We start from the raw sequence: 14,480 nt of genomic DNA on the forward strand, positions 1-14,480 counted from the left end.
GGGGCTCGGCGGAGCAACGTGGACGCGAGAAAGTCTCACACCGCTCTCGTGGTCGCGTCCGTTCTCCGCCTCGACTGGCGCGGCACGTCGGGTCGCTGGGCGCGCAGAAGGGCCGTCGTGCAGGATGCACGGCGGCCCTTCCCGGAGCGCGGGAGCCGAGCCGGCGGAGGGGGGTGTCGACCCGCCGTCTCGGCGCGATCGTCACTCGGTGACGGTGCGGCTCCTGCGGCGGCGGCCCAGGAAGACGCCGACGGCGCCGAGCAGGGCGAGGACCCCCGCTGCGGGCAGCACGGCGGCGGCGTCGGAACCGGTGGAGGCGAGGTGACCGGCCGTCGACCGGGTCGACCCCGCGGCGACCGAGGTGGCGACCTCACCGCGGCTCGAGGAGGTGGCGACCTCGGTGGCCGACCGGGCTGCCGTGGCGCTGGAGGGCGTCGCGGCGGGCTGGACGTCGGCTCCGGCTGCGGCGGGGGACGCGGGTCCCGCCGGCGCGGTGGCGTCCGGACCGGCCGGGTCAGGAGTCGTCGCGGGGATGGCGAGGGTGCCGAGGATCTGCTTCGAGTAGTCGTAGCCGTCCCGCGTGATCGCCGTGGCCGCGGCGGCGACGGAGACCGAGTGATCGAGCACGTCGCGCTCGCTGACGGTGCTCTCGAAGGAGACCACGCCGGTCTTGCCGACGGGCAGCTCGGCGAGCTTCTCGCTGTCGGCGACCTGGACGTCGCGGAGAGCGGTGTCCCCGGTGTTCGTGAGCGCGGCGACCCACTCCACCTTCGTGCCGGCGACGACGGGCTCGCCCTCCTTCACCTGGAACGTGCCGGAGACCTTCACCTCGAGATCCGGCTTCTCCGTGGACACCGGAGCCTTGGCGGGGATGGGCAGCTTCGGCGCCGACACGATGACCCGGGTGCCGCCCGGAAGGATCTCGTTCGAGGACTCCGACTCCGGCGTCACGAACCCGTCCGTGAGGTTCTGCGCGGTGACGACGGCCTCGGTCGTGGTCAGGTCGAACGACTCGCCGACCGCGAGCTTCTCGCGCCCGAGGACGTTCGTGATGTCGACCGGTCCCGTGTTCTTCACGTCCTGCGAGAACTCGACGCGAGTACCCTCCTTCACGAGCTCACCCGGCTCCGTGAGGAACTTCCCCGTGACGGTCACCGTCACCTCCTGGGTGGCGACGGTCGGCACCGGGAGGGGGGCCGGCTCCGGCGTGCTGGTGGTCGGCGCCGGCGTGGGCGTCGGGGTCGGCAGCGCGGACGGCTCCCAGAACCAGGGGACGCGCTTCTCCACCTGCGCGCTCGGAAGGGGGATGTCGGAGACGACCGTCACCGTCGTCCTCTCGGAGGGCGACGTGGTCCACGTGTCGAGCTTGATCGGAGCCGACCACCTGCCGTTGTGCAGCGCTTCACCGCCGAGGGGCGTGCTCGCGGAGAAGACCTTCGACTGGCCCGGGCCGAGAAGAACGTTGTTGTCGAGGCCGGGGAACTCGACGAGTTCCACGTGGAGCGGTGCGTCGGTGATGTTCGTGGCGGTGAGCTCGTAGTAGACCCTCGAGTTGACGTTCAGGATCTTGTCGGGGGAACCGCCGAAGGTCGCCGTGATCGACGTCTTCAGCCCGCCGTTCACCAGCGGGGCTGGAGACGGGGTGGCGGCCGGTGACCCGGCGCTGTCGGCGGCCGGCGTCGCGGCTGCCGCGGTGGTCGGCATCGTCTCCGCCTGGGCGACGGGGGCGGCTGCTCCGAGCAGACCGACGGTGAGGACGAGGGACGCCGCGACGTCGAGCGGCCTGCTGCTCGGTCGGCGCTGTCCGTGGGATTGCGGTGGGCGTGTGTGCATCTGCGACTCCTGTAGGGGGCTCGGCGGAGCAAGCGGGTGACCTGAGGAAGTGTCACACCCTTTTCTCAGCCACGCAGTGTCGCCGGCGCGACTGGCGCGGGCCGTCGCGTCGCGCGGGCGCAGGACGAAGGGCCGCCGTGCGCTCAGCACGGCGGCCCTTCGTCGGTCTGCGGACGCTACTGCAGCGTCACGGAGACCGGGGCGCTCTCGGTCGTGTTGCCCGCCGCGTCCGTCGCCCGGGCGGTGAGCGCGAACGTGCCCTGCACCCCCGCGGTGTCGGAGGCCAGCGACCAGCTGTCCTCGTCGGTCCGGACGCCGTCGCCGATCTCGACGCCCTCGACGAGGAACACGACTCCGGTCACGGCGACGTCGTCGGTCGCCGTGACCGTGGCGGTCGCCGGGCCGCCGAGCACGTCACCGGGCTCCGGCGCGGTGATCTCGACCTCGGGGGCGGTGCTGTCCTCCACGGGGGCCTCGGGCTCCGCGGGCGACTCGGGCTCCTCGGGCGCGGACGGCGTCGCCGTCGGTGCCGGAGCGGGGGTCGCCGGGGCTGTCGTGGGCGTCGACGTCGGCGCGGCGCTCGGAGACGCGGTCGCCGCCGGGGTGCTGCCGCTGCCGCGGAGGTCGACGTCGTCCCAGATGCCGGTGAGGTAGGCCGTGGTCGGCCGGGGGCTGCGCGCGTCGAGGTCGGCGGCGGTCAGCGAGCCGAGGCTCTGGTCGACCGTGAAGCCGCCCGATCGCGCCGTCTTGCCCGGCAGGTTCGTCCGCGTGTTCGAGACCGAGTCCCAGCTGGGCTGCAGCGAGCCGATGAAGGTCGAGCCGGTCGCGTCGACGTTGCCGCCGCCCGAGCCCTGGATCGCGCTCAGGCTGCCGGGGCCGTTCTGCGCTCCGGCGGAACCGGCGCCGCCCTTGAGGAACGGGTAGCGCTGCGCCGCGGTGCTTCCGCCGACGATGAAGGCCTCGTCGAACGCGACGTTCCGGACGCCGCCGATGATCACGGCGCTGTTGTTGGAGGCGAACACGACGGTGTCGCGGAGCGTGACCTGGCCGGTGATCCCGGAGCCCTCGATCTGCAGGGTGTCGGTGTGCGGGCGCGGCTCGCGGTTGCCGCCGTACCTCGCGTCGACGTAGTAGGAGGGCGCGAAGTAGCCGCCCTCGACCAGGACGTCGCTCAGCTGGTCGGGCGCGTAGGCCTTGATCTGCGCCGAGTCGGCGTTCTTGACCGTCGAGTCGGGCTCGACGACCTCGATCAGCTCGACGTCCCGGACGGGCAGGCCGGCCGACGCGGCGAGGCCGACCCAGTTGTCGGCGATGCGGAGCCAGGCGAAGGAGGCGTGCTTCGCGCCCTTGACGTCGAGCGAGTCGATGTCGAAGCGCATCAGCGTGATGCCCGTGACTCCGCGCAGCGACCAGTCGCCGCCGGTCACCGAGCGGAAGCCGTCGCGCGCGGTGATCAGGACCTTGGATGCCCCGCTGTTGGTGTATCCGTTGAGGGCCGAGAGGTCGGCGACGCGGCCGGGGGCGACGCGGACGACGGCGCCGTTCGCGATCTGGTTCGCGGTGAGCCGGTCGAGCGCCGTGCGGATCGCCGGGCCCGACGCCGCGACGTCCACGACGGTGGTGCCGCGGGGGAGCCCGGAGCGGATGTCGGGGGTGTCCGAGGGGTAGTGCGTGCCGTCGGGCCCGGAGGTCGTGGCGGAGACGGCGGCGGAGGCGGCCGGTGCCTCCTGGAGCACCATCGCGCCGACGGCGATCCCGACGGCGGCGGTGATCGCGAGGATGCGGACGAGGGCGAGCCTCGCTCGCGGGCGCGCGTGGCGCGCGGCGGGGCGGAGGGGACGGGAGGGGGACGACCTGGGGGGAGTGGCTCGTGCCATGGGGTGTCTTCCGATCGGGTCGGGCAGCGGGGGAAGGGGTGCCCGGAGCACGGCGCGGCCGGAGCCTCGAGGCGCTGAACGGTCCGGGGCTCCTGAAGGGGCCTCGGAGTCCCGCGGCGGTGCGGTCCGGGCGGTCGGTGCGGGGAGAGCAGGGCGGGTGGTGCGCGGAGGAGGGTCGGGGACGGCGGTGCGTCGGAGTCGACGGGGGAGGTGGAGGCAGCGCGGCAGGAAAAGGGGAGGGGTGGCGTGCTTCCACGGCCAATGTACGGGACGTGCCCCGTCAGTGGGGCACTGGCGCTGACGCTGATTCGGGCTCTACTATGCCGCGGCCGGCGGGGGTGTGGGGACGGCGGGTCTCGATACGCCGCTGCGCGGCTACTCGACCAGCATGAGGGGGGCGCTGCGCGGCTGCTCGACCAGCATGCGGGAGGCCGCTGCGCGGCTGCTCGACCAGCATGCGGGAGGCCGCTGCGCGGCTGCTCGACCAGCATGCGGCGGGCCGCTGTGGGCCCGGCGCGATCGGTGGGGACGGCGAGGGGCCGGAGCCTCGTCGCCGAGGGGCCGGCCCTTCAGGGCTGAGCGGGGGAGCTAGCGCAGCGTCACCGTCACGGGAGCGCTCGCGGCGACGTTGCCCGCCGCGTCCGTCGCCCGGGCGGTGAGCGGGAAGGTGCCGCGCATTCCGGCGGTGCTGGTGGTCAGCGACCAGGTGCTGCCGCCGGTCTTCGTGCCGTCGCCGACCTTGAGGTTGCCGAGGTAGAACGCCACGCCGGTGACGGCGGTGTCGTCGGTCGCGGTGACGGTGGCGGTGGTCGAGCCGCTGATCACGGCGCCGGCCGACGGCGAGGTGATCGCGACCTTCGGTGCGGTGGTGTCGGCGACGGGTCCGCTTCCGCCGTCCTCACCGTCGGGCGTCTCCGCGGGGAGTTCCGGGGTCTTGGTCGGCGTCGGGGTCGACGTCGGCTCCGGAGTCGCGGTCGGCTCGGGCGTCGCGGTGGGGGTCGCGGTCGGGGTCGACGTCGGCGTCGCGGTCGGCTCCGGCGTCGCCGTGGGAGTCGCCGTCGGCGTCACGGTCGGAGTGGGCGTCGGCGTGGGCGTCGAGGTGTCGACGTCGTCCCAGATGCCGACCAGGCGGGACGTGGTCGGGCGGGGCGTCCTCGAGTCGAGCTCGTCGACGCTCATCGAGCTCAGCGTGCTGTCGAGCGTGAAGCCGCCGCGGGTCGCGGTCTTGCCCGCGATGTTCGTGACGGTGTTCGTAACGGTGTCCCACTTCGGCTGGAGCGAGCCGGCGAGCATCGAGTCGGAGGCGTCGATGTTGCCGCCTCCGGTGCCCTGGATCGCGCTGACGCTGCCCGCGCCGTTGATCGCACCGGCGTAGCCGGCACCGCCGCGCAGGAAGGGGTAGCGCTTCATCGCGAGCGGGCCGCCGACGATGAACGAGTCCTCGAACGCCACGTTCCGGACGCCGCCGACGATGACGGCGCTGTTGTTGGAGGTGAACACGACCGTGTCGCGGAGGGTGATCTGGCCGGTGACGCCGCTGCCCTCGATCTGGAGGGTGTCCGTGTGCGGTCGCGCCGGGTTCGACCCGCCGTAGACGGCGTCGACGTAGTAGGACGGCGCCAGGTAGCTGCCCTCGACCAGGACGTCGCCCATCACGTCGGGCGAGAACGCCTTGATCTGCGCCGAGTCGGCGCTCTTGACCGTCGAGTCCGGCACCACGACCTCGATCAGCTCGACGTCGCGCACCGGCACGCCCGCCGACGCGGCGAGTCCGAGCCAGTTCTTGTTGATCCGCAGCCAGGCGAACGAGGCGTTCGTGGCGCCCTTCACATCGAGCGAGTCGATGTCGAAGCGCATCAGCGTGATGCCGGTGACCGAGCGCAGCGCCCAGTTGCCGCCGGTGACCGACTGGAAGCCGTCGCGGGCGGTGACCAGGACCTTCTCGCTGCCGGCGTTGCGGTAGCCGTTGAGCGCGGACAGGTCGGAGATGTGACCGGGGGCGACCCGGACGACGGCTCCCTCCGCGATCTGGGTGCGGGTGAGCGAGTCGAGGGCCTTGCGGATCGCCGAGCCGGACGCGGCGGCGTCGACGACGGTGTAGTCCGCGACACCGGAGCGGATGTCGGGGGTGTCGGAGGGGTAGTGCGTGCCGTCCGGCCCGTGGGAGGCGCTGCCCTCCGCGGCCGACGCGGCCGGGATCGACACTCCGGTGACGCCGATCGCCACGGCGGCGGCGATCGCCAGGACGCGCAGGGCGTCCTTGGGGCGGCGGAGGAGGGGGAGGGCGGTTCTGGAGCGGGTGGTCGGGGGCATGTGGTGTCGTCCGATCGACTCGTGCTGTGCGGGGAGGGGACTGGTGCGGTGCGGAGGTCGCCCGGAGCGCGTCGACGAGGGAGCCTCGAAGCGGGCGGCGGATCGGTGCCGCGCCGGGGAGCGGTGCCGAAGGACGCGTCGCTGCGGTCCGGGCTGATGGAGTGCGGCACTGCCGCGGTGACGCCGCCGCGGCGCGGACGCCGGAGCGGCCGTGCATCGGGTTGTCGGGTAGGCGCTTCTCGACCCTCCCGAGGGAGGGCGAACCGCGTGCTCGCGGACCTCCGGGGGCGAACCTCCGGAGCGGGTGCCGAGCCTGTGGAAGGATTCAGGGAGCCTCCCAGCTTCGTCAGGATAGGGACTCCCCGACGAGCGACACACCACCCCGAGGGGGGTCGGAGCGGCAGACAGCCGCTCACCTTCGTCCGGCTACTGCAGAGCTCCCAGCACGACCGCCGCCGCCCGCGCGACGAGGGCGTCGTCGTAGTCCGCCTCCGGGTCGTTGCTGGAGGTCAGGACGGACAGCACGATCGGGTCGCGTCCGGGAGGCGTGACGACGGCGACGTCGTTGCGGAGGCCGCCCGCTCCGCCCGACTTGTCCGCGACCGTCCAGCCCTGGGGAGCGCCCGCGCGGATCAGCGCGTCGCCGGTCGCGTTGCCGCTCATCCAGTCCAGGAGCAGCGCGCGATCCGCGCTCGGAAGGGCCTCGCCGAGTGCGACGGCGGCGAGATCGGCGGTGAACGCCGCCGGAGTCGTGGTGTTCGCGGTGCTGCCCAGGGCGATCGAGTTGAGGGCGGGCTCCTCGTCGACCACGTCGGTCGTCGTGTCGCCGAGCTGCTCGAGGGCCCGGTCGAGGGCGGCCGGTCCGCCGAGGCGGTCGAGCACCAGATTCAGCGCCGTGTTGTCGCTGCGGCGGACCGCGGCCTCGGCCAGCTGCGCCAGCGACAGCCCGCCGTCGATGCTCTCGGACGTGACGGGGGAGTAGCCGGCGGCCTCGACGTCCGCCGCGGTCCAGGTGACGATCTCGTCGCGCTCGTCCGCGGGGACGCTGCGCAGGAACTCCGCGGCGGCCAGGGCCTTGATGCTCGACGCGTAGCCGAAGCGCTCGTCCTGCCGGTACAGGACCTGCCGGCCGCTGCCGGTGTCGACGGCGCTGACGCCGATCCGCGCGTCGAACTCGGCCTCGAGGGCGGCGAGCTCGGCGGAGACGTCGACGGGGGCGGGCTCCGGAGACGATGCGGCGGAGATCGACGGGAGCGGCGTCGGCGGACGCGAGGCGGCGGGCGCGCTCGGTGACGAGCAGCCGGAGAGCACGAGTGCGAGGCCGGCGGCGAGGACGGGGAGGGATCGTGCGGGCGATCCGGGACGGCGGCGGCTCACAGGACCGAGTAGACGACGACGAAGGCGAGCGCGGCCGCCGCCGTGACCGCGAGGGCCGCGAGGGCGATCGGCCACCGCGGTCGCCTCCGGACCACCGCGAGAGCGAGGAACGCCGCGCCGAGGACGATCTCGAGCCACCAGTAGACCGGGCTGGTGGTGTCGGCGACGTTCTGCAGGGCCCAGGCGCCCTCGCCGATCAGGACGCCGGACAGCGGGGCGACCGCGAGCACGCGCCAGGGCGTCGTGCCGTGCAGCGTCAGTGCGGCGGCGGCGCCGAGGATCGGCCCGGCCGGCACGGCCATCAGCCAGAACACGTCGGTGAAGGGCGGGGAGTAGCCGAAGCCGCGCGCGGCGGTCACCAGGTCGTAGCCCTCGAGCAGGGCCCAGAAGGTCAGGAGGCCGAGCGCCGCCGCCGCCACGGGCCGCGCGCCGCCGAGCCGCACCAGCGCGAAGACCAGCATCGACCAGCCGCCCGAGGAGTTGGCGAAGGAGTTCACCGGCCCGGGCAGGGAGCCCTGCAGGAGGCTGGTGAGCCCGCCCAGGAGCAGGCCGCCGACCAGGGCGACGAGGAGGGCGCGCACGAGGCGCGGGCGGGACGGGGCTGGAGGCATGAGTCGATTCTCGGAGGTCGTGGGCGGCGCGGCATCGGGGATGACCCTGATCGGGATGCGGCGGAGATCCTCCCGAGCGCGCCGCGGTTCAGTCGAGGACGGCGTAGGCCTCGAGCTCGACCAGCACGTCGGGCTCGAAGAGGAAGTCGACGCCGATGGCGGAGAGCGGCGGCAGCGGGTCCGGCAGGCCGAGCTCCTCCCGCACCTGCTCGATCCCCGCGACCCACTCGGCGAACATCTCCGGGGTGGAGCGGGTGAGGAAGAAGCGGAGCCGGACGACGTCGTCGAAGCTGGCGCCGGCTCCGGCGAGCCCCCGGGCGGTGTTGCGGAGGACCTGAGCGACCTGGCCCGCGAGGTCGTCGGGGGCGAGGCGGTTCCCTGCGCCGTCGCGCGCGATCTGACCGGCGACGTGCACATGACGGCTGCCGGTGGCGACCGCGACGTGGTCGTAGTTCACGGGCTGGAGCATCCCCTCGGGGGAGCTGGTGCTGACGGTCATGGTGTCCTTCTCTCGGAGATGCGGTTCCCTCTGTCTACCTGGTGCACGAAGGGCACTTCAACGAGACTAGGTGGCATGGACGACACCGAGCCCGCCGCCCCGACCGCCGCCCCCACCGTGACCGAGCTGCTGCAGGTCGACGCTCCGCACCGCGAGCTGCTGGACGAGCTGCTCGACAAGTGGTCGCTGCAGGTGCTCGATCAGCTCTGCGAGCGGCCGCTGCGCTTCAACGAGCTGCGGCGGGCCGTCCCGGCGGTGGGGCAGAAGTCGCTGACCGCGACACTGCGCCGGCTCGAGCGCAACGGGATGATCACCCGCGTCGTCCTCGAGAGCCGGCCGATCGCGGTCGAGTACCGCATCTCGCCGATCGGGGACACGCTCAACGAGCTGGTCGACGCGCTGCTGCGCTGGACCGACCGGCAGCTGCCGGCGGTGCAGGCGGCGCGGGCGCGGTACGACGGCGCGGAGCCGGCGGCGCGTGGGGGTGCGGTGGATCTCGATACGCGCTCTGCGGGCGCTACTCGATCAGCATGAGGGGGCGCACTGCGGATGCTGGTCGAGCAGCATGAAGGGGCGGGCCGACCTCGTGCTGGTCGAGGAGCCGCGCAGCGGCGTGTCGAGACCCGGCGTCCCTGCTCGAGCTAGGCGAGGCCGCCGTTCACGAAGAGGACCTGGCCGTTGATCCAGCGGCCGGGGCCGGCGAGGAAGGCGACGGTCTCGGCGACGTCCTCGGGCTGCCCGAGCCGCTCGAGCGGCACCGCGCCGGCGAGGCGGGCGACCTCCTCCTCCGACTTGCCGTCGAGGAAGAGGGGCGTGGCGGTCGGGCCGGGCGCGACGGCGTTGACGGTGATGTCCTTGCCGCGCAGCTCACGGGCGAGGACGAGCGTGAGCGCCTCGACCGCGGCCTTTGACGCGACGTACGGGCCGTAGGTGGGGAACGAGGTGCGAGTGACACTGGTGGAGAAGTTGATCAGTGCGCCGCCCGGCCGCAGGCGGGTCGCGGCGAGCTGCGCGATCACGAACGGGCCGCGGATGTTGGTGCGGTGCATCCGGTCGAGGTCCGCGAGATCGAAGGTCGCCACAGGGCCGAGGATCATGATCCCGGCAGTGTTCACCACGACATCCAGGCCGCCGAGCGCGCCCTCGGCCTCGGTGAAGGCCGCGGCCATCGCGGCCTCGTCGGCGACGTCTCCGACGACGACCACGGCCTCGACGCCGTGAGCGCGGGCCGCCGCGGCGACGTCCTCCGCCCGCTCGCGGTTGCCGGAGCAGTGCACGGCCACCGAGAGCCCGTCGCGGGCGAGCCGCTCGACGACGGCGCGGCCGATCCCGCCGGAGCCGCCGGTCACGAGGACGGTGCGGGGCTGGTCCTGTGCGGTCATCGGGTCTCTCCCTGGTCGGCGGTGGTGGCATGCGCGGCGGAATCGTCGGCGGTGTCGGCGCCGGTGTCGGCGGGGTCCAGCAGGTCCTGCATCCGGATCCGTTCGTAGAACTCGCGGCGGACCGCGTCGCCGAGCGCGAAGACGCGGGTGGCGCCGTCGTCGGCGGGGTCGATGACGACGCGGAAGGGGCGCTCACCGCGGGGCAGCCCGACGACGCGGGTGATCTCGACGGCGATCTCGCGCGGGTCCGCGTCGGCCGGTGCGAGCTCGGCGAGGCGCGCCGAGACGTCGTCCATCAGGCCCGGGTAGCGGTCCTCGTAGGCGGCGGCGATCTCCGCGCGCGCGGCCCGGCCGGCGTGCGCGAAGTGGTTGGTGCCCGTCGTGTACGAGCCGGGGACGACGATGACCGTGTCGATCCCGAAGCGCGCGACCTCGACCGCGTAGCCGACGGCCAGCGCGTCCTCCGCCGCCTTCGCCGCGAAGTACGGCCCGAGGTACGGGGGCGTGCCGCCGCGGGAGCTGGACGAGCCGACCCAGACGAGCAGGCCGTCCTCCTGCGAGCGGAGGATCGGCAGCACCGCGTGGTTGAGCCGCTGGGTCGAGAGCACGTTGACGTCGTAGACCTCGGCGAGCTGCTCGACGGTGAACGCCTCGGTCGGCCCGAGGACCATGTGGCCGGCGTTGTGCACGACCACGTCGATCCGCTCGCTCTCCTCGGCGATCCGGGCGACGGCGGCGTCGACCGACGCCTGGTCGGAGACGTCGAGCTCGACCGGGCGGAGGTCGACGCCCTGCTCGCGGGCGAAGGCGCGGGCGTCCTCGGCGGCGGGGGCGTTGCGGCCGTCCATCGCCCGCATGCCCGCGTAGACGCGGTGGCCGGCGAGGGCGAGCTCGCGGACGGTCATCGCCCCGAAGCCGCTCGAGGCGCCTGAGACGATCACGACTCTCGACATGGTGGTCCTTTCGTGGAGGAGAACGGGTCGGCTCCACTCTCGGTCGGACGCGGCCGCCGCGGTGTCGTGATCCTGCGCAGGAGGAGCGCGATCCTGCGGAGTCGGTCGTCTTGTTACCGTGAACAATCTGCATTAGGTTCAGCGTGTCGACGAGGATTCCCCGTCCTCCCAGTAGCTCGACAGGTGTTGCGCAACTCGCGCTTTCCGCCTTCCCCACATCGGATTCAGAGGCGAATCCGGAGAGGAACCGTCAATGTCGACGTCCCCCCACCTGAAGAGTCCGGATGCGAGAAGACCGGATTCGAGACGACCGGATTCGAGACGACCCGATCCGAAGGCGATGCGCGCACTCGTCACCGCCGCGGCGGCGTCGGTCGCGCTGCTCGCGTCCTGCGCGGTCCCGGTGACCGCCGCTGCGGCAGCCGATGCGGTCCCGTCTCCCGAGCAGAGCCTGCTCGCGGACTTCACCTTCGATGCCGCCCCGAGCAACGGCGCGTTCGTCGATCGCAGCACCCGTGCGTCCGTGCAGGGAGCGGCGAACCTGGTCCCCGGGAACACCGGCCAGGGCACAGCCGCGCGGCTCTCGTCGGCCTCGTGGCTCGACCTCACCGCCACGGACGGCACGGCGCTGCTGGCGGGCCGGCAGAACGTGACGATCTCGTACGACAGCAAGCCCGACGCCTCGGCGAACACCGGCTGGGCGGTCTTCGCCGCCCGCTCGGCGACGCGTCAGGAGTACGCCCAGGAGCACTACCTCGGCGTCCTCGACCGGACCTCGGGGATCACGGTCGAGCGGTACGACAACACGAACGGCCGGAACACGGCCGGCAACCTGGCCACGACGGCGACGAACGCCGAGTGGAAGCACGTCGATCTGGTCGTCACGGAGACGACGACGCGTCTCTTCGTCGACAGGAAGCCGGTCGCCGTCAACGGCTCCGGGATCCCGCTGAGCCGGATCCTCGGCTCGTCCGGCGGAGTCCTCCAGGTGGGCAAGGCGAACTGGGGCGGGGGAGAGTACTTCTCCGGCCTGATCGACAACCTGCGCATCTACGACCGGGCGCTCTCCGGCACGGAGCTGGGCGCGGAGAACCCGGCGGTCACCTCCGACGCGGGCGCCGCACTGGCCGTGCCGGCCACCGTGCTCGGCGACCTGCCGTCCCGCGTCCTCGGCAAGCAGGTCACCTGGAGCGCCACCGGCGCCGGAGCGGGCCGCGTGCAGTCGAACGGTGCGATCGACACCTCGGGCCTCGGCACCGGGACCGCCGCCGTGACGCTCACCGCCACCGTCGAGGGCAGCAGCCAGACGTTCCGCTGGGACAGCCGCATCGCCGCCCCCGGCGGACGGATCGCGACCTACGTCAAGACGGTGACGACCACCGCCGGGACGAAGGACGACCCGCTGGCCTACAACGACGACCGCCGCGCCGACGCGCTGTTCGCCGCGGCACTGCCCGCCGGCGGCAGCAGCTGGGAGCCGCTGAACCGCTCCCAGGCGATCCTGTACGTCGCGAACGACGGTGACCAGGCCTCGAAGCCGAACGCGCAGGTGGGATCGCCGAGCCTCTTCCGCTTCTCGAACGGCGGACTCGGCGCCGTGTCGTCGCAGAACAACGCGACCGACTCCGTCTACGTGTGGACCTCCCCCGAGGGGAGCACGTTCTCGCAGCAGCGTGCCGTTCGGATCGCTCCCGGCTCGGTCGTGACCGACCCGCGGATCGTGTTCGACGCCACGGCGCAGACGTACAAGGTGTTCTGGACGGACCTGCTCACCGGTGAGGGCCGGGTGACGGTCCTCGCGGATCTCACCGCGGCCACTCCTCTCGGCGTCACCTCGAAGGCGGACACCCGGGTCCTCGGCGTCCAGGGCGCAGGACTCCCGTCCTGGGCCGCGCAGAGCCAGGCGAGCGACCTCGCGCTGACGACCGCCGAGTTCGACGTCTTCTACAAGAACTACGTCGACCTCCAGAACACGGGCGTCGAGAGGATCGACGCCACGGTCGCCCAGGGAGCCGGCGCCGGCGGAGTCGCTGCTGCGCTTCCGAAGCAGGCCACGCTGACCTACAACGACGGATCGAAGAAGAGCCTCGACGTCGACTGGCAGGACGACCTCTCCGGAGTGGACACCACCAAGCCGGGCAGCTACCAGGTCTCCGGGACCGTCCAGCAGGACCCCGAGGAGATGGTCAGCGACGCCCGCGCCGATCCGCACGTCTTCTTCAACCCCGACGACGGCTACTACTACCTCACCGGATCGCACTACGGCCAGTCCTCCCTCGGACCGATCGAGGAGAGCTCGAGCTACCGCAAGATCGGCCTCAAGCGGGCCACGACGCTCGCGGGGCTGCAGGACGCTCCGGAGCAGATCGTCATCGACCCGGACAAGGGCACCCCCGGCAAGGAGGGCCAGTACCCGAACACGTTCTACGGCTGGGGCGGCTTCATCTGGGCGCAGGAGTTCCACAAGATCAACGGCACCTGGTGGATCGTCGCCGGGATGAACAAGGGCTACGCCCCCGTCGGCGGCTTCTGCGACAACACCGTCCTCATCCCCTACACCGGCACCGACGCGTCGATCGCCGCGGGCGGCTTCTTCGACCAGACCAAGTGGGGCGAGCCCGTCGTCCTCGACGGCGCCGCGTTCGACGTCAGCTACTTCGAGCGCACCGAGGCCGGCAAGCAGCAGGGCTACTGGATCATGCCCTCCGGCGGCCAGATCCTGATCGGAAAGGCCGTCTCCGGCCCGAAGGGGACAGTGCCCCTCGTCGACGGGCAGCTCACGCGCGTGTACGGCGAGAGCCAGCCGTGGGAGATCGGCAAGCTCGCCCCCACTCCCAGCGACACCATCGAAGGACGCGACCAGGGAGTCGTCGAGGCGCCCTTCATGGTGCAGCAGGGCGACACCATCTCGATCACCTACTCGGGAGGCACCGTCGACAAGTACTACAGCCTCGGGCTCCTGAGCACGACCGCGACGGCGGACCTGCAGGACCCCGCGAGCTGGAAGCAGACCGCGTTCCCGGTCCTGGACACCAACGACACCTTCACCGGTCGTCTGGGAGCGGACGAGACGAGCTACTACACGAAGCAGCAGGCCGGAACGGGACACAACTCGTTCGCGAAGGACGAGTCGGGCAACCTCGTCCTGGCGTACCACGCCCGCCCGTACCAGGACCCGCACCTGGCGACGGACCCGGTGAACGCCGGGGGCCTGTTCGACTCGGACCGCAACACCTGGTTCAAGGGCGTCAACGTCCGCGCCAACGGCACCCTCGACCTGTCGCTGACGAAGAACCAGGAGGTGGCACCGGGGAACCGGACCGTCACCGCCACCGTCGTCGTCCGGGGAACGACCCCGACCGTGACCGCCACCGCCACGTCGCGGTGCGTCGCGGGGAAGGCCGTCGTCACGGTCGTCACCAGGAACGCCGGGACCGCCGCCGCGGTGGTCACCTGGGCGACGCCCTGGGGTGAGCGCACCCAGAGCATCGGCGCGCAGAAGACCGCCTCTCTCGCGATCACGACCCGGGCCGCCGCCATCACGGCGGGGACCCTCACCGGGACGTCCGTCGCAGGAGGCGCGAGCACGCCCGTCACCGCGGCCTATCCCGCCGCTCGCTGCGGATAGGGCGCCG

10 protein-coding genes are annotated in these 14,480 nt (G+C 72.6%); 2 read left to right on the forward strand and 8 right to left on the reverse strand.

The window, feature by feature from the left end; genetic code table 11:
* Positions 1 to 201: 201 nt before the first annotated feature.
* The 6 genes from C1I64_RS06520 to C1I64_RS06545 form a co-directional block, all read right to left on the reverse strand.
* The gene (locus C1I64_RS06520; protein ID WP_127886631.1) at positions 202 to 1,833 is read right to left on the reverse strand and encodes an LPXTG cell wall anchor domain-containing protein; all 1,632 of its coding nucleotides are present in this window, start codon (positions 1,831 to 1,833) and stop codon (positions 202 to 204) included.
* Between the two features lie 176 nt (positions 1,834 to 2,009).
* The gene (locus C1I64_RS06525; RefSeq protein ID WP_127886632.1) at positions 2,010 to 3,710 is read right to left on the reverse strand and encodes an Ig-like domain-containing protein; all 1,701 of its coding nucleotides are present in this window, start codon (positions 3,708 to 3,710) and stop codon (positions 2,010 to 2,012) included.
* Positions 3,711 to 4,298: 588 nt separating this feature from the next.
* Entirely contained in the window at positions 4,299 to 6,023 is a 1,725-nt protein-coding gene (locus C1I64_RS06530) for an Ig-like domain-containing protein (RefSeq protein ID WP_127886633.1), read from the reverse strand.
* Positions 6,024 to 6,449: 426 nt separating this feature from the next.
* On the reverse strand, positions 6,450 to 7,400 hold the full coding sequence (gene bla / locus C1I64_RS06535; protein WP_127886634.1) for a class A beta-lactamase: 951 nt from the start codon (positions 7,398 to 7,400) through the stop codon (positions 6,450 to 6,452).
* Positions 7,397 to 8,011, reverse strand: coding sequence for a DUF6518 family protein (locus C1I64_RS06540; RefSeq protein ID WP_127886635.1), 615 nt, complete (start codon positions 8,009 to 8,011; stop codon positions 7,397 to 7,399). Before C1I64_RS06540 ends, bla begins: the two co-directional genes overlap by 4 nt.
* Before the next feature lie 88 nt (positions 8,012 to 8,099).
* The gene (locus C1I64_RS06545; protein WP_127886636.1) at positions 8,100 to 8,510 is read right to left on the reverse strand and encodes a Rid family hydrolase; all 411 of its coding nucleotides are present in this window, start codon (positions 8,508 to 8,510) and stop codon (positions 8,100 to 8,102) included.
* A gap of 75 nt (positions 8,511 to 8,585) precedes the next feature.
* Here C1I64_RS06545 and C1I64_RS06550 point away from each other — a divergent pair, with 75 nt between their 5' ends.
* Positions 8,586 to 9,044, forward strand: coding sequence for a winged helix-turn-helix transcriptional regulator (locus C1I64_RS06550; protein WP_127886637.1), 459 nt, complete (start codon positions 8,586 to 8,588; stop codon positions 9,042 to 9,044).
* Between the two features lie 107 nt (positions 9,045 to 9,151).
* Here C1I64_RS06550 and C1I64_RS06555 read toward each other — a convergent pair whose 3' ends face one another.
* Positions 9,152 to 9,892, reverse strand: coding sequence for an SDR family oxidoreductase (locus C1I64_RS06555; RefSeq protein WP_127886638.1), 741 nt, complete (start codon positions 9,890 to 9,892; stop codon positions 9,152 to 9,154).
* Positions 9,889 to 10,845: an SDR family NAD(P)-dependent oxidoreductase gene (locus C1I64_RS06560; protein ID WP_127886639.1), complete on the reverse strand. Its 957-nt coding sequence runs from the start codon at positions 10,843 to 10,845 to the stop codon at positions 9,889 to 9,891. The genes C1I64_RS06555 and C1I64_RS06560 overlap by 4 nt, the downstream gene beginning before the upstream one ends.
* 340 nt (positions 10,846 to 11,185) lie before the next feature.
* Between C1I64_RS06560 and C1I64_RS06565 the strand changes: the two genes are divergently transcribed.
* Entirely contained in the window at positions 11,186 to 14,473 is a 3,288-nt protein-coding gene (locus tag C1I64_RS06565) for a family 43 glycosylhydrolase (protein ID WP_164874462.1), read from the forward strand.
* The last annotated feature ends 7 nt before the right edge of the window (positions 14,474 to 14,480 follow it).

The sequence above is a fragment of the Rathayibacter festucae DSM 15932 genome, assembly GCF_004011135.1.
Classification (GTDB): domain Bacteria; phylum Actinomycetota; class Actinomycetes; order Actinomycetales; family Microbacteriaceae; genus Rathayibacter; species Rathayibacter festucae.

Coding starts and splice junctions, on each gene's coding strand:
- C1I64_RS06545 (WP_127886636.1), bottom strand. CDS start 8,510: ATGACCGTCAGCACCAGCTCCCCCGAGGGGATGCTCCAGCCCGTGAAC.
- C1I64_RS06550 (WP_127886637.1), top strand. CDS start 8,586: ATGGACGACACCGAGCCCGCCGCCCCGACCGCCGCCCCCACCGTGACC.
- C1I64_RS06520 (WP_127886631.1), bottom strand. CDS start 1,833: ATGCACACACGCCCACCGCAATCCCACGGACAGCGCCGACCGAGCAGC.
- C1I64_RS06540 (WP_127886635.1), bottom strand. CDS start 8,011: ATGCCTCCAGCCCCGTCCCGCCCGCGCCTCGTGCGCGCCCTCCTCGTC.
- C1I64_RS06565 (WP_164874462.1), top strand. CDS start 11,186: ATGCGCGCACTCGTCACCGCCGCGGCGGCGTCGGTCGCGCTGCTCGCG.
- C1I64_RS06530 (WP_127886633.1), bottom strand. CDS start 6,023: ATGCCCCCGACCACCCGCTCCAGAACCGCCCTCCCCCTCCTCCGCCGC.
- C1I64_RS06560 (WP_127886639.1), bottom strand. CDS start 10,845: ATGTCGAGAGTCGTGATCGTCTCAGGCGCCTCGAGCGGCTTCGGGGCG.
- C1I64_RS06555 (WP_127886638.1), bottom strand. CDS start 9,892: ATGACCGCACAGGACCAGCCCCGCACCGTCCTCGTGACCGGCGGCTCC.
- C1I64_RS06525 (WP_127886632.1), bottom strand. CDS start 3,710: ATGGCACGAGCCACTCCCCCCAGGTCGTCCCCCTCCCGTCCCCTCCGC.